The sequence below is a fragment of the Clostridium massiliamazoniense genome (assembly GCF_001403635.1).
Lineage (GTDB): Bacteria > Bacillota > Clostridia > Clostridiales > Clostridiaceae > Sarcina > Sarcina massiliamazoniense.
Genome location: NZ_LN879468.1, coordinates 413,610 through 433,843, shown reverse-complemented (window position 1 = coordinate 433,843; position 20,234 = coordinate 413,610). Strand labels below are relative to the sequence as shown.

Sequence of the window (20,234 nt, the reverse complement as noted above, 5' to 3'; positions counted from 1 at the left end):
CCTAGATTGAATTTAATTTTTTATATATTTTTTAGTTTCTCCAATCATGTGATAAGTACCTTCTATAACATCTTTTATTCTTAATATATATAACTCCCTAAATTTCTTAATCTCTCCAAGACCATTTATAAGAACTTCAACTGATATGCCCTCATTTTCTAAATAAGTTTTTAATGAGCCTTCCTCATTAGAAGCCATATCTTGCTTAGCATGGTGTCCTGCTAATAATAATAAAGGAATAACCTTAACTTTTTTTATTGATTTTCTTTTTAGAATAGCAAGTACATCTTCAAATTTAGGATATGCCTCAACAGTTGTTATAAATACGTTATCATATCCTTTATAATTCAATATACTTTGAAGACAGCCATAAGCTGAATTAGCAGGATGTGCTGTTCCATGGCCGAATAAAACTACTGCCTTATCATCTTTTAATATTTCATCCTCAACAGCATTAATAAACTCAATATAGTCATTTGGTGTACCATTAGCACCACCGTAATAGAATATCGGTCTACCTAATAATAAATTTTCAAAATTATTTTTATTATCATTAAAAACTTTTTTTATGTAATCATATTCCTCGCCAGCAATTATGTGTAATGGCTGAATTATTACTTCTTCATAACCTAAGTTTTTTAATTCCTCCAATGCTTCTTCAGGTGTTTTTATAACTTCTCCACTTTGAGCCTTTATTTTTTTTATTATTCTATGAGCAGTAAATGCCCTAACAACATCATAATCTTTAAATTCTAAAGCAATTTCCTTTTCTATGATAGATATTGACTTATCTACAGCATCAATATCACTACTTCCAAAACTAGTTACTAAAATAGCTTTTTTCATTTTTAAAATCTCCCTCATTATACAAATTTTATGTTTATATAATTTATTATACAATAAATATCAGATTAAATTAAAGTAAATATGTATTATCTTTAAACAATATGAATTTTCATGTTATAATAATTTTAAAATTGATAAATAAAGGGAGACTTTTTAATGAAAAAAATAGATTTCAAAGGTAGTGTAATGCTAAATCCTGTTCCACCAGTTATGATAACTTCAAAGAATAAAGAAGGTAAAACTAATGTTTTTACAGTAGCATGGACAGGAACAATATGCACTAGACCTCCAATGCTTTCCATTTCAATTCGTCCCGAAAGATTATCTTACGAATATATAAAAGAAACAATGGAATTTACCCTTAATATCCCATCTGTAGATTTAGTAGAAATGGTTGATTTTGTTGGGATAAGAAGTGGAAAAGCTGTAGATAAAATTTCTGAATTAAATATACCACTTAAAGAAGGTACAAATATAAACGTTCCATATATAGAATCATGTCCAATCTCCATAGAATGTAAGGTTAAAACAATATTACCTCTTGGAAGTCATGATTTATTTATAGCAGATGTTATGGGTAGTCATATAGATGAAAATCTTCTAGATGAAACTGGAAAAATCCACTTTGAAAAGGCTAATCTTATTTGTTATTCTCATGGAGAATATTATCCAATGTCTAGAGAAGCAATAGGAAAATTTGGGTTCTCAGTGGCAACTAATGACTTCTTTACTGAAAAGAAAGTTGAATATAATAAAAACTTAAATAATTTTAAGAAAAAATATTCAATAGAAAAAAAAGAAAACAAGAATGTTCCTAAAGTGAATTCTCTAAAGAAAAATAAAAAAAGAGATGAAAAGGGGAAAAAGATACGAAAAAGAAATAAAAATAGATAGGCTCTAATTAGCCTATCTATTTTTATAATTCTAAGGTTATGCCATTATTTTTAAGCCATACTCTTAACTCTTTATAATCACTTAAAATAGATTCAACACTATTCCAAAAATCCTTTGAATGATTTTTATGTTTCATATGACTCATTTCATGAATTATTAAATAATCAATTACTTTAGGTGGAGCCATTATTATCTTCCAATTAAATAATAAACTATTATCACCAGTACAACTTCCCCATCTTCTTTTTTGCTCCTTTACACAAACTTTTTTAGGAGTATGTTCAAAAAATGACCTATAATAACTAATTCTATTAATAATATGTTTTAGTGCGAAATCCTTATAAAATTTTAAAAGCATCTCTCTTGTATCTGTTAAATCAGAGCTTTTATATAACTCTATTAACTGTTCCTCTTTATTAATTTTTACTTTATTTAAATTCATTGACTCTTTAATATTTAAAGTATAAAGTTCACCAAGTAGATAATACTTTTCTCCATCTTTATATTCTCTATTAATAAATAGCTTATTTTTTTCTTTCATTCTACTAACTTGTTTATAAATCCAAGACTCATTATTATTAATTATTTCTAATATTTCTTTTTTGGTTAAAGTTTTAGAAGCTCTCACTTGCAAAGTTGAATCTGATGAGATTTCTATAGAAAGCCCCTTCCTCTTTGTTTTTATAATATTTCCTGATATATACAAATTATTTATTTTTAAATTAAAAGTCATCAAAAACTCCCATTACAATTTTCTTGTATTAGCTCTTTCTTCTCCATCAAGTTAACAATTTCAACTAAACTTTTATCAATATTAAAATCAACAATTTGATTTAGTTCATTTTTTAAACAATTAATATTTTTATAGTATTTTACAGAAACTTTAATTAAATCATTCTTAGAGAAATATTCAGTGATTTCAGAACAAATATTATTAAATTCATTAGAGTCAAAATCACCATATTCAAGCTCCTCTAACTTATTGAAAAAATAAGAATATTTTTTTATTAAAGTTTTATCGTAATACTTATCATTTATAGTGAAGAAATTTAACATTTCTCTATAATCAACAGCTTCAATAATAACTTCTTCTTCTTCACCCTTTATATTTGAATAAGTGAAAGAAGGAAGTATTACATATTTAACGAACCTTACCATCTCTACTGCATTACTAAAAAAATAATACTTTGAATTAATATGGATTTCCTTGTTGTTTATATAAAAAGTTAAAATGTAATCATTAGTATTAACATTATTTTTATGATATTTTAAGTAATCTCTCCAATAATGAATCGCACCCATTTTATACACCTCTATATCACTTAATCTTTAATTAATTTTATCATTTACTAGTTAATTAATAGTAACATAATAATTAAAATATTCTATATTTCTTGAAATTTATAAATATAAATAAAAATGTACAAGCCTTTATAAATTTAATATCTAATTATATTTTAGAGACTTTTGAGAAAAAACAAGTAAAAGATTCCTATTTACTTGTTTCTTGGTAGTATTTTTTTATTTTTTATATTTTAATACTCATTTACGAGTATTTTATTTAAGTGTATTATAAAAGAAAATAAATCAAAACTTAATTAAGAAATTAAGTAAAATTTCTAAGAATTAATAAATTCCCACTAAAATATCAGATAGGCTTAATGCTCCATCTACATTTTAGTGGGAACTCTCTAAAGAATAGAATTATATTTCTTAAATTGATATATGCATAGAATCATAGGCAAAACTTAAATATCCTTTAAAGGTATTTTCCATTGATTTATATTCATCATAGCCAATGCCCCATTGCTCTTCTATATGAGTTATTATTATCTTTTTTATATTTAGAGTTCTCCCAATTTCAATAATTTCTTCAATATAATATAAAGCTGGATTATTTTCTGTATACTTCTTTCCTTTTGGCATTGAACTACCTATTATTAATATGTCAGAAGAAAGAAACTCCTTTCTCATAGGAAATGGTTTTATATCACAAGGAGCATAAATTATTTTACTTTCACCTTCTGATAATAAAAAAATAGTAGATACTATATTAGTAACAACAGGAAATAATTTTATTTCTATTTTATTAAATTTAAAAAAGTCGCCCTTTATAATTTGACATAAATTCTTATTACTATAATATTCTAAATAACCACTAAATCTATTTTTTATTGCTAATAAATCATCCATAACCTCTGGTAATCCATATATCTTAGTTGATATTCTCTCTACTTTATACCTCCATCCCTCATGGAGTTGTTCTATAACCCTCATTCCTAAACTATGGTCTGGATCCCAATGGGAATACATTATTCCATCAACCTTAAATATATTCTCTCTATTTATTTGATAATTTATCTCCTCTGGAGTATCTATAATAATATTAATATCTTCTATATATAAAGAAGAACCCGTTCTTTTATAGGGTTCTCCTTTTTTTCTAGCTTCCTTGCAAATATTACATTGACATGTTGGCCTCGGCAGTGCAACACATCCTCCAGAGCCTAATATTTTTATATTCATTTATAAATTTTCAACCTTAGCTCTTTCAGGTTTTAGATTACCTATTTTTTTTCTTCTTTCTATTAAAACTTTTTCAACTTCTGAAGGCTTTATATTTAATTGAGCCATTAAAACTAAAATGTGATAAGATAAGTCACACAACTCTTCTATTTGTTCTTCTTTATTTTCCCCTTTTGCTGCGATTATAACTTCAGTACTTTCTTCTCCAACCTTCTTTAATATTTTATCTAAGCCCTTATTAAATAAATATGTTGTATAAGATCCTTCTTCTTGATTTTCCTTTCTATTATTTATAACTTCATATAATTCATTCAATATATTTTCCATATTACTCTCCTTAAACTATTTTTAAAATAAAAATAAGGATTGCTTTTTTAATTCAAGCCAATCCTTATATGCCAAAAACTATTCTACTATTTTATTGTGAAAGCAACTTTTCTTTCCTGTATGACACGCTACTCCTATTTGTTCAACTTTAATAAGCAATGTATCTCCATCACAGTCACTAATTATTTCTTTAACTCTTTGTTTATTTCCTGATGTTTCACCCTTATTCCATAATTCTTTTCTAGACCTTGAGAAAAACCAAGTATAACCACTTTCTAGAGTTTTTTCTAAACTTTCTTTACTCATATAAGCCATCATTAAAATTTCATTACTAACGTAATCTTGTATTATAGCTGGAACTAATCCATATCCTTTATCAAAGTCTATTTTCCCAAAATTTTCTCTGTTGATATTTTTCATAATTCTTACCCCTTCTTATATTACTATTCTGTCATTCTTACTTCTATGTTTTTAGATTTTAAGAATTTTTTCACTTCACCAATAGTCAATTCCCCATAATGAAATAAGGACGCTACTAAAGCTGCATCACTTATATCATCTACTAAAACATCATAAAAATCATGTAATTTACCACATCCCCCAGATGCAATAACAGGAACATTAACTGCTTTACTAACAGCTCTCGTAAAATCTAAATCATAGCCTAACTTCGTTCCATCCTTATCCATAGAAGTTAATAATATTTCCCCTGCTCCTAATTCCACTGCTTCCTTTATCCATTCTATAGCATCTATTCCAGTATCTATTCGTCCCCCATTTATATAAACATTCCAACCAGAATTATCTGCTCTTCTCTTTCCATCAACAGCTAACACTATGCATTGACTTCCAAAGTGACTTGCACTTTCCTTTATTAATTCTTTATTGTTAATGGCCGCTGAGTTTAAGCTTACTTTATCTGCTCCAGCCCTTAGTATATCTTTAATATCTTCTATAGACCTTATACCTCCCCCTACGGTAAAAGGAATAAAGATATTTTCAGATATAGCCTCAACAACATTTCTAAAGGTTTTTCTTCCTTCATGGGTAGCCGTTATATCTAAAAATACTAATTCATCAGCACCTTCATCATTATAAAATTTAGCAAGTTCTACAGGATCTCCTACTTCTTTTATTCCTACAAAGTTGATTCCTTTTACAACTTTTCCATCCTTAACATCTAAGCAGGGTATTATTCTTTTACTATGCATTTCTCCTCCTTTTAGAACTAAAGTTCCCTTTTATTTTCTCATATTTATTAGAAATTTTTAAGTTAAACTTTTCCATATTTTGTTAATTTAAATTTAATTTATTAAACATTTCTTGTTTATTATTCATAAGTACCTTCAATAGTTTCTATAGCTTCCTTTAAATCCAAAGTTCCTTCATAAATTGATTTTCCTACTATTGCACCATATATATTTAATTTATTTATATTTTTTAAGTCATTTATATTTTTAACTCCACCAGAGGCTGTTATACTTATTGATACATTATTTTTAATCTCCGTTAACATATTTAAATTAGGACCTTTTAAAGTTCCATCTTTAGATATATCTGTTACAATTATATTTTCTACCCCTAAGTCCTCTAAATACTTACAAAAATCTATATAATGTAAATTACTTTTATTTAACCATCCATCTGTACATACAAAGTTATTATTGAAATCAACTCCCACAGATATTCCTTTTTTAAACTCCCTTATAGCCTCTTTTAAGAACTCCTTATCCTTAACTGCTGAAGTCCCCAATATAACCCTTGACACTCCATTTTCTAATAATTTTGATACCCTTTTTATATCTCTTATACCTCCACCAACCTCTACAGGTATATTCACTTTATTAGCTATCTCTATTATTTTCTTATGATTTTTAGCAACTCCACTTTTAGCACCATCTAAATCAACTATATGAATATATTTTGCCTTTGCTCTTTCAAAGCTTATAGCAGCATCTACAATACTCTCTGCAACCTTTTCTTTTTTATTATAGTCACCTTTATATAATCTTACAGCTGTTCCATCTAGTATATCTATAGCTGGTATTATTATCACTAAATCATCTCCCCAAAATTCTTTAAAATCTTAAGTCCTACTTCTCCACTTTTCTCTGGATGAAATTGAGTTCCAAAAACATTATTATTCCCTACTACAGCAGCAATTTTATTATTTCCATATATTGTATCTCCTATTAAATCCTCTTTACTTTTCACAACTCCATAGTATGAATGAACAAAATAAACAAAGTCATTTTCATTTATATCTTTTAATATAGGACTTACTTTTTTTATCCTTAAATTATTCCATCCTATATGTGGTATTTTTATCTTTTCTTCCTCTAAAGCACTATTATCTAACTTTCTTATTTCCCCTTTTATAAGGGATAACCCCTCATATTCGCCACCTTCATAACTTTTATCAAATAATAACTGCATTCCTAAGCAAATTCCCAATATAGGAATTCCCTCTTCTGCTTTCTTTATAATAAGTTTATCTAAGTCTCTAACTTTTAAATTTTCTATAGCATCTTTAAAGGCTCCAACCCCTGGCAATATTATTTTTTTTGCTCCTTCTATTTTTTCTTTACTATTTGTAATTTCACACTCTATATTTAAATATCTTAATGCATTATATACACTTTTTAGATTTCCCATACCATAATCAATAATAGTAATCATTATAATACCCCTTTGCTACTTTGGACTCCATGTCTTTCTCTATCTATAGTTCTAGCTTCCTTCAATGCTCTTCCAAAAGCCTTAAATAATGCTTCTATTTTATGGTGATCATTAGTTCCATAAAGTATATTACAATGTACCGTTATTCCACTATTACTAGAGAAAGCTCTAAAAAACTCTTCTACCATTTCTGTAGAAAAATTTCCTATAGCTTCTCTTTTAAATTCTCCATTAAAAACTAAGGCGCTTCTACCACTAATATCTATAGATATAAAGGCTAAAGCTTCATCCATAGGAACATAAAAACTTCCATACCTCTTTATGCTCTCCTTATTTCCTAGAGCTTCCTTAACTGATTTTCCAAGGGCTATTCCAACATCTTCAACAGTATGATGGTCATCTATAAATAAATCCCCAGTACAATTAACTTCTAAATCTATTCCACTATGAAAGGAAAATAAATTTAGCATATGATCAAAGAAACCTACACCTGTATCTACTTTAGCTATACCTTCTCCATCTAAATCTATCTTTACTGATATAACAGTTTCATGTGTTGCTCTTTCACAACAACCTACTCTTCCCATAATAACCTCCCCTTTATTATCCTCTCTATACTTTTAATTAAAACTATATTTTCTTCTCTACTTCCAACAGTTATTCTTATAGAATTATTATTAAAATCTCTTATTAATATTCCATCCTCTTCTAATAATTTTCCTAATTTATGGGTTCCTTTTCCCATCCCAAATATATAATTACCATTACTCTTATAGAACTTTATATCTTCATTATTAAATTCTTTTAATTTCTTAAATAAAAACTCTCTTTCCTTTACAATTTTATCTGCAGATTCTATCATAATCTCTTTATATTTCAAATTATTAGTTGCTATCATATTTGAATAAGAATTTATATTATAAGGTACTTTTAACTTACTTAATTCTTTTATTACCTTTCTTCCACCTATAAGAAATCCTACTCTTAAAGCTGCCATTCCCCAAGCTTTAGATAAGGTTCTTGTTACTAACAAGTTATCATAGCTTTCAACTAAATCCACAACTGATTGTCCAAAAAACTCATAATAAGCTTCATCAACTAAAATTATAGTATTCTTTAAATTATCTAATATTTCAATTATTTCATCCCTAGAAAATGCCATTCCAGTAGGATTATTGGGATTTGAAAATATTATTAAATCAGCTTTTTCTTCCTTTGAAAACTCAATAAACTCCCAAATATCTATAGGTCCCTCATTAAGATTTATATTAAATTTTTTAATAGTTCCCTCATTCATAGAACAATAAAAATCATACATGCCAAAATCAGGGTTCAAGGTTACTAAAACCTTCCCATGATTTATATAATTAGAAATTACTAAATTCAACATTTCATCAGAACCATTACCTACAATTACATTTTCAGCACTTAAATTTACATACTCAGCATATAAGGCTTTTAATGCTTCATAATCATTATTAGGATATCTATTTATACTTAAGTTTTCTAAAGAATTTAATGAATTTTTCAAATTTTCCTTAAATGGATTATATCCATTTTCATTTCCATTTAAATAAATTCTTATATTTTTTCCCTTTGGAACTTCATAACTACTACTCATTTCAATCCAACCTTACCTTTATAGAATTTTTATGTGCTGTTAATCCTTCTTTTTCGGCTAGAAGCATTATCTTTTCTCCATTTTCTAATATGGCTTCCTTACTATAATGAATAAAAGAAGATTTCTTCACAAAACTCTCTACGGAAAGGGCTGAAAAAAACCTAGCAGTAGAATTAGTTGGCAATACATGATTAGTTCCACCAAAATAATCTCCTATAGGTTCTGGAGTGTTGTATCCTAAAAATATAGATCCTGCATTTTTTACACCTTCTAAATATCTCATTGGTTCTTCTACCATTAACTCTAAATGTTCTGGAGCTATTTTATTACTAATTTCTATAGCTTCTTCTATGGATGACACAATAAATGCAAGACCATGATTTTTTAATGATTCTTTTATTATTTCTTTTCTCTCTAAAGCTTCAATTTGCTTAATTATCTCTTGATGCTAACTTATCATGTTCTGCTTGAGATAACATATCCGCTGCTACAAATTCAGCTTTTGCATTTTCATCTGCAATTACTAATATTTCACTTGGCCCTGCTATCATATCTATATCTACATCACCATAAACTATTTTTTTTGCTGTAGCTACAAATATATTTCCTGGTCCCACAATTTTATCAACTGCTTTTATAGTCTCTGTTCCATAAGCAAGGGCTCCTATAGCTTGCGCTCCTCCCACTGAATAAACCTTATCTACACCTGTTATAATAGCTGCCGCTGCAATATATGGATTTATCTTTCCATCCTTATTAGGAGGAGTAACCATAGAAATTTCACTGCACCCTGCAATCTTAGCTGGAATTACATCCATTAAAACAGTAGATGGATAAGCTGCTGTTCCCCCTGGAACATATACCCCTATTTTCTCTATGGGAGTTACTTTTTGTCCTAAATAAACACCATTATCTTTAAAAAATATATAATCATTTTGTTTTTGCTTTCTGTGATAGTCTTCTATGTTTTTTTTTGCTTCTTCTAATGCTCTATAGAACTTATCCTCTACAAGACTAGCTGCCTCTTTTAATTCCTCATAGGAAACTGTGAGCTTATTAAGTTTTACTTTATCAAAAAGCTCTGTATACTCTATTAAGGCTCTATCCCCTTCATTCCTTACCTTATTTAGAATATCTTTAACTCCCTTTTCAACATCTAAACTTTCTTTATTCTTTCTATTTTTAAAATTTGAAATTATATTATCCAAATTTTCAATTTTTTTAAAGTTAACACTCCATATCTCCCCCCTTATAAGACACTTTCAACTTTATCTATAAATTTTGTAATCTCTTCTTGCTTCATTTTAAAGCTTGCCTTATTTACTATAACCCTTGCACTTAAGTTACAAATTTCATCTAATACTACTAAACCATTTTCTTTAAGAGTGGTTCCTGTTTCCATAATATCAACAATACCATCACAAAGACCTAAAATAGGTGCTAGCTCAACAGAACCTTCTATTTTAATTACCTCTACATCCATATGTCTTTTCTTAAAATATTCCCTCGCCACATTAGGATATTTAGATGCTATTTTAATATGTGAAACTGAATCATATAAAGTAGTTTTTGGCATGGCAGCTACTATAAATTTACATTTCCCTATATTTAAATCCAAAACTTCATAATAATTTTTACTACCTTCTAATATAGTATCCTTTCCAACTACAGCTATATCTGCAACACCATGCTCAACATAAGTTAAAGCATCATTTGATTTAACTAAAAAATATTTAATCTCTTCCTTCCCATCTTGAAACACTAATTTTCTCCCTTTATCTTTTAGTTCTGTGCAGTCCATCCCAGCTCTCTCTAATATTTTTATAGTTTCCTTTTCTAATCTTCCTTTTGTAAGAGCTATATTTATTCCCATATTACTTTGCCTCCTTTAGAAGAACAACTTTTTTCCCTTGCTTTCTTTTTTCGTTAGCCACTTTAATTTTTTCATTGAAGTTCTCACTATTATAAAATATCTCTTCGCTTTCTTCCTTATCTAAAAATTCATCTTTATTTATTATTTCTATTAATTCATTTATTCTAAGAGATAAACCTATAGCTTCTAAATCTCTTCCATAGCTTTTGATTAAATTATCATATCTTCCGCCGTATAATATATAATTTCCAATGCCCTCAACATAACCTCTAAACACAATTCCTGAATAATATTTTATTTTTGGTGCCATTCCTAAATCAAAACTTAAATATTTTTCATATCCCATTGAAGCTAAACTTTTATAAATCTTATCTAAATAATCTATATACTCTCTAATTAAGCTATCATCTATTAAATTTCTTCCCTTATCTAAAATATCCCTATTTCCAAAATACCAAGGAATTTCTTTAAATATTTTTTTATATTTTTCCTCTATATTTAGTTCATTTAAATATTCTTCTAATTCTACTAGCTTTTTATCTTCTATTATTTTTATTAAATACTCTTTACTATGCTCATCAAGATTACTTAATTCACATAATCTCCTTATTATTCCTATATGTCCTAATTCTATTTTAAAATTATCTATATTACTGCTTTTTATAGCTTCTATACCTATTATTAATACCTCTACCTCAGAAAAAAAATGCTCCCCACCTATATATTCAATTCCACAATCTATATATTCATTTCTTTTTCCAACTAAACTTTCATTTACTCTAAAAACTCTTGATTCATATCTCAATCTTAAAGGTAATTCAGAATTTTTAAGTTTAGAACTTACAACTCTAGCTATAGGAATAGTACAATCAGCCTTAAGGGCTAAAATTTTCCCCTTATTATCAAAAAATTTATACATTTCTTCTTGGCTTATACCATCCCTATAGTTAGTAAAGGTATCATAAAATTCTAAGCTTGGAGTTATAACTTCACTATAGCTCCAACTTTCAAATAAACTATTCACTTTTCTTGTAAGCTTCTCTATTACTCTACAATCTTCATAAAGTAAATCTCTTGTTCCATCTGGAACATTCATTATATTTTCTTTCATAAATTTGCCCCCCATTATAGTTTTTACTTTTTTTAACTTTATTCCAAATAATTACTTATTTAGTTTATTATAGCATATTTCTTTATTAATTTTATAGACTAATATCCTTTTAAAATTGAAAGTTGGTTTTAAATAAATTATTATTTAGCAACAACTTCCATCATAACTTCATAATATTTACTTATTATTAATTAATGTAATATCTAATTAAATTAATACTTACTTTTTTTACATCTTATTTTGTAAAAATAGTTGCAATTCTCCTTAATTTTGTATATCATAAATTACAAGAAGAATTTAATCTTATTAAAGGGGAGTAGTCGTAAATATAATATCAACAATCTCGGCAATATAGCCTGGTATTATATACCTCCATTTGGTGACAAGACTTTTAATATAATTTTTCAGATATAAAAAACTGAAAGATTATATTAGAAGTCTTATTTTTTTACACTTTTCATAACTTAATATATAAAGTGAAGTTTAATTAGTCTTATATAAAGCATAATAATTCCTATTTAAGATTATAGAAGATATTAGTTATCAGACCCAAAATAGAATATTATAACCGCTAATTATTAGACAAAGTTAAATATAATTTAAAAGGGGGTTCTTTAAATTGAAAAATGCTTATAAAAAATCTATTGAAAAAATCTCAGAAGATTTAAGTGTCGATCTATCGGTAGGCCTTAATGATTCTGATGTAAAAGAAAGACAAGATAAATATGGATTAAATGAACTTAAAGATGGTCCTAAAAAAACAACTTTTCAGGTATTTCTAGAACAATTTAAGGATTTGTTAGTAGTCATACTTTTAGTAGCAGCTATAATATCAACATTTATTGGTGATTTAGAAAGTGCACTTGTTATATTTATAGTAATTTCAATTAATGCTATTTTAGGAACCATACAACATATCAAAGCAGAACAATCACTTAATAGTCTTAAGGCGCTTTCATCACCTAAAGCTAAGGTTTTAAGAAATGGAAAAAAAGCAGAAATAGATTCTAAGGAAATTGTCCCTGGTGATATTCTTATATTAGAAGCTGGTGATTTCGTAGGAGCTGATTGTAGAATAATAGAAAACTTTTCTCTACAGGTTAATGAAAGTTCTCTAACAGGAGAATCTGAAAATATAATAAAAAACACAGATTTAATTGAAAATGATGAAGTTCCTATAGGTGATAGAAAAAATATGGTCTTCTCAGGAAGTTTAGTTACTTATGGTAGAGCAATTGTTGTAGCAACAGCCACAGGAATGTCCACTGAACTTGGAAAAGTTGCCAAGCTATTAAAAAATACTCAAGAAAAGAAAACACCTCTTCAAGTTAACTTAGATAACTTTGGAAAGAAATTAGCCTTTGCTATAATAGGAATTTGTATAATAGTATTTAGTCTTAGTCTTTATAGAGGTGAACCTGTTATGGATGCCTTTATGTTTGCAGTAGCTCTAGCAGTAGCAGCTATTCCTGAAGCTCTTAGTTCAATAGTTACTATAGTTCTTTCCTTTGGAACTCAAAAAATGGCTAAAGAAAATGCTATTATTAGAAAATTACAAGCTGTTGAAGGACTTGGTAGTGTATCTATAATCTGTTCAGATAAAACAGGTACTCTTACACAAAATAAAATGACTACTAAAAAATTATTTGTTGATAATAAAATATTAGATTCTAAAGATTTAAATGTAAATAATACTTTAGAAGAAAAACTGTTAATGATGAGTATACTATGTAATGATGCAAGTAGTTCAACAGGTTCTGAAATAGGAGATCCTACTGAAGTTGCTTTAGTCAATTTAGGATTACTTCATAATCATAATGAATTAAAATTAAGAGAAGAAAATAAAAGATTATCCGAAGTCCCTTTTGATTCTGACAGAAAACTTATGAGTACTGTTTATAATCTAAATGGTGAAAACTTAATGATTACAAAAGGAGCTCTTGATGTACTGTTAAATAGAGCTAAATATATAGAAACTTCTAATGGTATTGAAGAATTAACAGATGAAAAGAAAAAACATATCAATTCAATAAATATGGATTTCTCTAAAAATGGTCTTAGAGTTCTTGCTTTTGCCTATAAAAATATAGGTTTAAATACTGAAATAACTCTTAAAGAAGAAAATGATTTAACCTTTGTTGGATTAATTTCTATGATGGATCCTCCAAGAGAAGAATCTAAAGCCGCAGTTTTAGAGTGTATAAATGCAGGAATAAAACCAGTAATGATTACTGGTGACCATAAAATCACTGCTTCTGCTATTGCAAAAGAAATTGGAATATTAAAAGATGAAAATGAAGCTATAGAAGGAAAATACCTTGACAAATTATCTGATGAAGAACTAAAAGAACTAGTTCCTAAAATATCTGTATATGCTAGGGTATCTCCAGAACACAAAATAAGAATAGTAAAAGCATGGCAAGACCTTGGAAATGTTGTTGCTATGACTGGAGATGGAGTTAATGATGCTCCTGCTTTAAAACAATCTGATATTGGTGTTGCAATGGGAATAACAGGTTCAGAAGTTGCAAAGGATGCCGCTTCCATGGTTCTTACAGATGATAATTTTAGTACAATTGTAAAAGCAGTTGAAAATGGTAGAAATATATATAGTAATATAAAGAAATCTCTTAAATTTCTTTTATCTGGCAATACTGCAGGTATATTCTCAGTATTATATGCCTCTATACTAGCTTTACCAGTTCCATTTGCAGCAGTCCACTTGTTATTTATAAATCTTTTAACTGATAGTTTACCTGCAATAGCCTTAGGTTTAGAACCTCATAGTAAAAATGTAATGAAAGAAAAACCTAGAAAACTAAATGAATCAATATTAACTAAAAATTTTACTCTTTCAGTAATATTTGAAGGATTCATTATAGCTCTATGTACTATGATTGCTTTCCATATTGGATTAAAAGAAAGCTCAGCTATTGCTAGCACTATGGCATTTGCAACTCTTTGTTTAGGACGACTTGTTCATGGCTTTACTAGTAAATCTAATAGGGTTTTAACAATTAAAGAGTTTACTTCTAATAAATTCTCTTGGTATGCATTCTTAATTGGATTTGTTTTACTTAATGCAGTATTACTAATACCTATTTTAAGAACACCATTCCAAGTTTCAGCTCTTTCTTCTACGAATTTATTCATTGTATATGGACTTTCCATTGCCCCATTAATACTAATTCAAATATTTAGAGCTATAAAGATACTGATAAACAAATAAATAAAAGCATATCTAGATAAAATAATTAAGAAGGGATATATCATAGTTTTGGTATATCCCTTCTACTTTTGTTACTTATACAACTAGGTTAATATATAAAGTAATATATCTTAATCTTGGAATAAATCTCCTAAACCACCAAGTATACTACCTTGGCCTACTTCTTTTCCTCCGCCTTGTGGAGCTGCTGCAAAGACTTTAGATGCCAATCTACTAAATGGTAAGCTTTGAATCCAAACTTCCCCTGGTCCTCTTAAAGTAGCAAAGAATATTCCCTCACCACCAAATAAACTATTTTTTATTCCACCAACATATTGTATATCATAATCTACACCTTGAGTCATTGCTACTAAACATCCTGTATCAACTTTTAATACTTGTCCTGGCATAAGTGTTTTTCTTACAATAGTTCCACAAGCATGAATAAATGCTATGCCATCCCCTTCTAACTTTTGTAATATAAATCCTTCTCCACCAAAAAAGCCTGCACCTAATTTTCTCTTAAAGTCAATTCCAACACTAACTCCTTTTGCTGCACATAAGAAAGCATCTTTTTGGCATATTATTTTACCATTGTACATTCTTAAATCCATTGGAACTATTTTTCCTGGATAAGGTGATGCAAAAGATACAGTTTCTTTTCCATAGCCTCTATTAGTAAATACTGTCATAAATAAACCTTCACCAGACACAGCTCTTTTAGCAGCACTACCTAATTTTCCAAAGAACCCCTTTTCTCTTCCACTTCCATCCCCAAAAATCGTGTCCATTTGAATGTCATTATCCATCATCATCATAGCTCCGGCTTCTGCTATAACTGATTCATTTGGATCTAATTCTATTTCTACAAATTGCATATCATCCCCATAAAGTCTAAAATCTATTTCATCTGCTCTCATTTACCACATTCCTCCTAAGTATTATATAGTAGATTTTCTTAATTAGATTATATATAGTAAAGGGTCCGTTTACAATATTAATTTTATATTAAAAATATTTTCTAAGTCTAAATCAAAATTCTTCTATTTGTTACTATTCTTCATAATTTGTTACTATTTATTTAAATTATAAAAAAAATAATGACTAATAAGTTATAATATTGTAAAATTAAATTTTGTAGTGTATATTCTAAAGATGTCCTCGATTTTTAATTAAAAGGGAGATGATTAAACTGAAGATGAAAAACAGTTCGAGAGGGGTAATGATATTAACCTTTACAAATATATGTTCAAAGTTATTATCATTAGTATATATTCCTCTTTTGAACCATAATATAGGTAATACTGGCTATGGTGTTTATGGATCAGCCTATAGTATATATACCTTTGTTTATATGGTTACTATAGCTGGAGCTTCCACCGCCATACCTAAATTAATTTCTGAATATATGGAAACAGATCACGAACGTGATGCAATGGCAAGTTTTAAAATTGGTCGTATTATCCTTATTGCTATGGGGCTTATTATGACAATACTTTTATTTGTATTAAGTAGACAAGCTGCTGCTTTTGGAGGATATGAAAGTGCTTATCTTGCTATAATAGTACTTTGTCCTAGTATCTTCTTAACTGCACTAGGTAGTTCCTATAGAGGATATTTTCAAGGTAGAAGTAATTTAATACCTCTTGGAATATCTCAATTTATAGAACAAGTACTTAATGTAATTTTTAGTGTCTTTTTTTCATTTATACTTGTTAAATACAGTGTTACTCTAGGTGTTGCTGGTGGTGCTGCTGGTACTGCTATTGGTGCTTTAGTTTCTTTAATTTATTTAAAATATAAATTCATTAAAGACCAAAAAATAGAAAGAGACAAAACAAAACCTAGAATGCATAGTAATAAATACATATTTAACTATATAATTAAATTTTCAATACCTTTAATTATATCAACTGGATGTATTTATGCTGGTAATAATCTTCTTGATTTAAACTTTATAACTACAGGTTTACAAAAGGCTGGATTCTCAGAAGCTGCAAACCAAGCTACCTATGGTTATTTTAACAAATATATGCAACTTATAAATACGCCTATGATACTAATAAGTTCCTTAGCTATCTCTATATTACCTTTAATAGCTAGAGCAAATGTATCAGGTGATAGAAAGAACCTACAAAACTCTATACAAGATCTTATAAAAGTTGGTTTCTTAATAGGAATGCCTGCTGCTATAGGTCTATCTGTATTAAGCAAAGATGTATTTACTATGATTTTAGGCCCTCATAATACTGGAGGTGCTTCAATAATGAAATATGGTGCTTATGTATTTATATTTTCTTCTGTTTATCAACTTACAAATACAATGTTAAACAGCTTAGGAAAAGTAAAAGAAGGTGCTATAAACTCTTTAATTGGAGTTGCTATAAAATTAATATGTGACTATTTACTTATACCAATAGTATGTATAAATATTTATGGTGTTATTATAGGCTTATTAATTTCAAACATAGTAACATTAATACTAAATGTTTTTGTAATAGAAAGACATATTGGAAAAAGAGGTTTATTATATACTAGCTGGCAGAAACCTGCTATAAGTGCTATTATAATGGGAATAGTTGTTTTCTTTGTTGATAAGATTTTCCTTATATTCTTCTCTTTATTCCTATGGATATATATTGCAAATCTTATTGCTTTATTAATAAGCGTTTATGTGGGTGCTTTAGTTTATGTACAAGCAATGGTAAGACTTAAAGGTGTTGACCAAGCTTTACTTAATGCTGTACCTAGAAAATTTAAAAAAGTATTATTATTAAAATAAAAAAATGGGCTACGTAAAATAGCCCATTTTTTTATTTTACTTCTTCAAATTCTTCCTTTATTTTAGTTAATTTCTTTTTATAAAAAATCCAAAAAGTAATAATAGTAATTATTGTGGCTACTATATCTGAAATTGGTTCTGCAATTAATGTAGCATTTAATTTCCATTTATTCATCTTAAAAAATTCTGGCAATATAAATATTAATGGTACTAATAAAAATATTTTTCTTAGCAATGCTAAAATCAATGAATTTTTTGCTTGTCCTAAAGCTAAAAAAGTTTGTTGACAAGCTATTTGTGCACCAAATAGAAAGATACCAAAGAAAAAAATCTTCATACTTTTAGCTGTTATTTCTATAAGTTCTGGATTATTATTAAATATTTTAACAAACATCTCTGGAAATACCATTATGGATACCCACATTATACTTGTGTATGCTAAACAACAAATTACCAATAATTTAAAAGTTTCCTTTACTCTTTTTATACTTTTAGCCCCATAATTATAACTTATTATAGGCTGAGCTCCTTGACTTAATCCTACTAAAGGTAATAATACGATTTGCATTATACTACTCATTATTGTCATTGCACCTACTGCTAGGTCTCCACCATAAGCTTGTAATTTATTATTTAAGCTAACTACAACTAAACTTTCTGTAGCTTGCATTATAAATGGTGAAACCCCTAGTGCAATTATTGCACCTAATATTCTCATATCTGGAATTATATATTTTTTTCTCACTCTAATTTTATTTTTCTTTCCAAAAATAAAGCTTAATACCCATATAGCTGAAACAAACTGCCCTAATATAGTTGCTAACGCAGCTCCCTTAACCCCCATGTTAAAAGTAAAAATAAATATAGGATCTAAAACTATATTTATAATTGCTCCTATCATAACAGTTGACATACTTATTTGGGCAAAGCCTTGAGTATTAATAAAAGGATTAAGCCCCAAAGCAAATTGTATAAATATTGTCCCTATTAAATAAATTGATAAATAATCAATAGCATATTTTATAGTTGCTTCACTAGCTCCAAATGCATTTAATATAGGCACCTTAAATATGGTAAAACCTACAGTTAAAATAACAGATACTACTATTAAAGTAGAAAAACTATTACTTATTATTTTTTCTGCTCCCTCTTTGTCTTTTGCTCCCATTTTAATAGCTGCTAGTGGTGCTCCTCCCATACCTATTAAAGCACTAAAAGCAGATATAAGCATTAAAATAGGAAAAGCAACTCCAACACCAGCCATAGCCATTTCACCATTTTGGATTCTCCCTATGAATATTCTATCCACTATGTTATATAAAATATTAACTAATTGAGCTATAATTGCAGGTAATGCTAAAGTTACTAATAACTTTTTTATATTGCCCTTTCCTAAATCTGTTCCCCCGTTAGACATCATTCCTCCTAAAATATTTTAAATTAATTACCTAATATAGTAATTTATTCCTTAATTATACTCTTATTTTTTGTACTTATAATTAAAAAATTATTAATATTTTAATATAAACTAAAATAAAAAAAGTATGTATCAAATCATATTGCAAATTTGATATATACTTAATAATCTTTATCTTTTCGAACCTTTATTAATGGCTCCTAATTTTCTTCTTCTAATTTTAGTTTTCATTCTTAATTGATTAACTCTTGCTTTTCTTTTTAAGCCTTCTTCTCTTACAATGGTATTCTTTGTTAATTTTTCTTCAGCTAAATGCATTTCATTATCCATTTTTAACACTCCCTAATAATATAATTAATATTATTGTAATCTTTTTCCTATTTTCATACAAGATTAGTATATTTAAATCTAAAATGCATAATATCTTAATTTTTAACAAAAAACTAAAAAAAATAAAATCTTTATAATTAGAATTCAATTTTTTACGCAAAAAAAGCTAAATTACTAAAATTATCAACAAAATAACTCAAAATGTAATTTAGCTTTTTATTTAAATTTACTTAACAATATCTTTATGTCTTATTATATTATAATTATTTTTTTCTTTCACTTCAAATAAAGCAACCACAATTAAAGTTAAAATACTTAATACACAAAACATCTTCTTATTAAAAGTAAATATATTACTTAATTGAACCAATAACACACCTAATACTAAATAAAAAAGTTTTGATATATATTTTTTTCCAAGTATCTTTTTCATTTGTTCTCACCCTTTTTTTATCTGATAGCTAGAGGCTGTAATATTCCTATCTCCTATAAGTAGGATACAAACAACCTCACGCTTCTAGATAACGCCCACTAAACATTCAGATGGAGTCAAAACTCCATCTGAATTAAGTCTACGTTTCTCTAATTGCTAGTTACTACAATATATCTATATTTATATA

The 20,234-nt window shown here is 27.6% G+C and carries 20 protein-coding genes and 1 pseudogene; 3 read left to right on the top strand and 18 right to left on the bottom strand.

Going from position 1 to position 20,234, the window contains the following annotated elements; genetic code table 11:
- Positions 1-12: 12 nt before the first annotated feature.
- Complete coding sequence (locus ARA19_RS08945) at positions 13-846, bottom strand: sirohydrochlorin cobaltochelatase (protein WP_055070628.1); 834 nt, start codon at positions 844-846, stop codon at positions 13-15.
- A 156-nt stretch (positions 847-1,002) separates the two neighbouring features.
- On the opposite strand from ARA19_RS08945, the gene ARA19_RS08940 reads away from it, so the two are divergent.
- Complete coding sequence (locus ARA19_RS08940) at positions 1,003-1,740, top strand: flavin reductase family protein (RefSeq protein WP_055070627.1); 738 nt, start codon at positions 1,003-1,005, stop codon at positions 1,738-1,740.
- Positions 1,741-1,762: 22 nt separating this feature from the next.
- Here ARA19_RS08940 and ARA19_RS08935 read toward each other — a convergent pair whose 3' ends face one another.
- The 13 genes and pseudogenes from ARA19_RS08935 to hisZ all read right to left on the bottom strand — a co-directional run bounded on the left by ARA19_RS08935 (position 1,763) and on the right by hisZ (position 11,877).
- The gene (locus ARA19_RS08935; RefSeq protein ID WP_055070626.1) at positions 1,763-2,473 is read right to left on the bottom strand and encodes a M48 family metallopeptidase; all 711 of its coding nucleotides are present in this window, start codon (positions 2,471-2,473) and stop codon (positions 1,763-1,765) included.
- Complete coding sequence (locus tag ARA19_RS08930) at positions 2,473-3,042, bottom strand: hypothetical protein (RefSeq protein WP_055070625.1); 570 nt, start codon at positions 3,040-3,042, stop codon at positions 2,473-2,475. Before ARA19_RS08930 ends, ARA19_RS08935 begins: the two co-directional genes overlap by 1 nt.
- Before the next feature lie 411 nt (positions 3,043-3,453).
- Positions 3,454-4,266, bottom strand: coding sequence for an MBL fold metallo-hydrolase (locus ARA19_RS08925; protein ID WP_055070624.1), 813 nt, complete (start codon positions 4,264-4,266; stop codon positions 3,454-3,456).
- Positions 4,267-4,593, bottom strand: coding sequence for a phosphoribosyl-ATP diphosphatase (gene hisE, locus ARA19_RS08920; protein WP_055070623.1), 327 nt, complete (start codon positions 4,591-4,593; stop codon positions 4,267-4,269).
- A gap of 78 nt (positions 4,594-4,671) precedes the next feature.
- Positions 4,672-5,013: a phosphoribosyl-AMP cyclohydrolase gene (gene hisI / locus ARA19_RS08915; RefSeq protein WP_055070622.1), complete on the bottom strand. Its 342-nt coding sequence runs from the start codon at positions 5,011-5,013 to the stop codon at positions 4,672-4,674.
- Positions 5,014-5,036: 23 nt separating this feature from the next.
- The gene (hisF, locus tag ARA19_RS08910; RefSeq protein ID WP_055070621.1) at positions 5,037-5,804 is read right to left on the bottom strand and encodes an imidazole glycerol phosphate synthase subunit HisF; all 768 of its coding nucleotides are present in this window, start codon (positions 5,802-5,804) and stop codon (positions 5,037-5,039) included.
- A 119-nt stretch (positions 5,805-5,923) separates the two neighbouring features.
- Positions 5,924-6,649, bottom strand: a complete 726-nt coding sequence (hisA, locus tag ARA19_RS08905; RefSeq protein ID WP_055070620.1) for a 1-(5-phosphoribosyl)-5-[(5-phosphoribosylamino)methylideneamino]imidazole-4-carboxamide isomerase — start codon at positions 6,647-6,649, stop codon at positions 5,924-5,926.
- Positions 6,649-7,272: an imidazole glycerol phosphate synthase subunit HisH gene (gene hisH / locus ARA19_RS08900; protein WP_055070619.1), complete on the bottom strand. Its 624-nt coding sequence runs from the start codon at positions 7,270-7,272 to the stop codon at positions 6,649-6,651. The genes hisA and hisH overlap by 1 nt, the downstream gene beginning before the upstream one ends.
- Positions 7,272-7,859, bottom strand: a complete 588-nt coding sequence (gene hisB / locus ARA19_RS08895) for an imidazoleglycerol-phosphate dehydratase HisB (protein WP_055070618.1) — start codon at positions 7,857-7,859, stop codon at positions 7,272-7,274. The genes hisH and hisB overlap by 1 nt, the downstream gene beginning before the upstream one ends.
- Positions 7,847-8,893, bottom strand: a complete 1,047-nt coding sequence (gene hisC, locus ARA19_RS08890; protein WP_055070617.1) for a histidinol-phosphate transaminase — start codon at positions 8,891-8,893, stop codon at positions 7,847-7,849. The genes hisB and hisC overlap by 13 nt, the downstream gene beginning before the upstream one ends.
- A gap of 1 nt (position 8,894) precedes the next feature.
- Positions 8,895-10,134 (bottom strand): annotated as a pseudogene (gene hisD / locus ARA19_RS08885) (histidinol dehydrogenase).
- Positions 10,135-10,142: 8 nt separating this feature from the next.
- The gene (hisG, locus tag ARA19_RS08880; protein WP_055070616.1) at positions 10,143-10,766 is read right to left on the bottom strand and encodes an ATP phosphoribosyltransferase; all 624 of its coding nucleotides are present in this window, start codon (positions 10,764-10,766) and stop codon (positions 10,143-10,145) included.
- Between the two features lies 1 nt (position 10,767).
- Positions 10,768-11,877 (bottom strand): ATP phosphoribosyltransferase regulatory subunit, encoded by a 1,110-nt coding sequence (gene hisZ, locus ARA19_RS08875; RefSeq protein ID WP_055070615.1) that lies wholly within the window; start codon positions 11,875-11,877, stop codon positions 10,768-10,770.
- Positions 11,878-12,496: 619 nt separating this feature from the next.
- Between hisZ and ARA19_RS08870 the strand changes: the two genes are divergently transcribed.
- Positions 12,497-15,106: a cation-translocating P-type ATPase gene (locus tag ARA19_RS08870; RefSeq protein ID WP_055070614.1), complete on the top strand. Its 2,610-nt coding sequence runs from the start codon at positions 12,497-12,499 to the stop codon at positions 15,104-15,106.
- Between the two features lie 110 nt (positions 15,107-15,216).
- Here the strand turns inward: ARA19_RS08870 and ARA19_RS08865 are convergent, their stop codons facing one another.
- Entirely contained in the window at positions 15,217-16,005 is a 789-nt protein-coding gene (locus tag ARA19_RS08865) for a TIGR00266 family protein (RefSeq protein WP_055070613.1), read from the bottom strand.
- Between the two features lie 278 nt (positions 16,006-16,283).
- On the opposite strand from ARA19_RS08865, the gene ARA19_RS08860 reads away from it, so the two are divergent.
- Positions 16,284-17,867: a putative polysaccharide biosynthesis protein gene (locus ARA19_RS08860; RefSeq protein WP_197276583.1), complete on the top strand. Its 1,584-nt coding sequence runs from the start codon at positions 16,284-16,286 to the stop codon at positions 17,865-17,867.
- 31 nt (positions 17,868-17,898) lie between these two features.
- Here the strand turns inward: ARA19_RS08860 and ARA19_RS08855 are convergent, their stop codons facing one another.
- From ARA19_RS08855 to ARA19_RS08850, 3 genes are all read right to left on the bottom strand, one after another.
- Complete coding sequence (locus ARA19_RS08855; protein WP_055070611.1) at positions 17,899-19,284, bottom strand: MATE family efflux transporter; 1,386 nt, start codon at positions 19,282-19,284, stop codon at positions 17,899-17,901.
- A gap of 171 nt (positions 19,285-19,455) precedes the next feature.
- Complete coding sequence (locus tag ARA19_RS17570) at positions 19,456-19,614, bottom strand: hypothetical protein (protein ID WP_157452241.1); 159 nt, start codon at positions 19,612-19,614, stop codon at positions 19,456-19,458.
- 226 nt (positions 19,615-19,840) lie between these two features.
- Positions 19,841-20,047: a hypothetical protein gene (locus tag ARA19_RS08850; RefSeq protein ID WP_055070610.1), complete on the bottom strand. Its 207-nt coding sequence runs from the start codon at positions 20,045-20,047 to the stop codon at positions 19,841-19,843.
- Between the last annotated feature and the right edge of the window lie 187 nt (positions 20,048-20,234).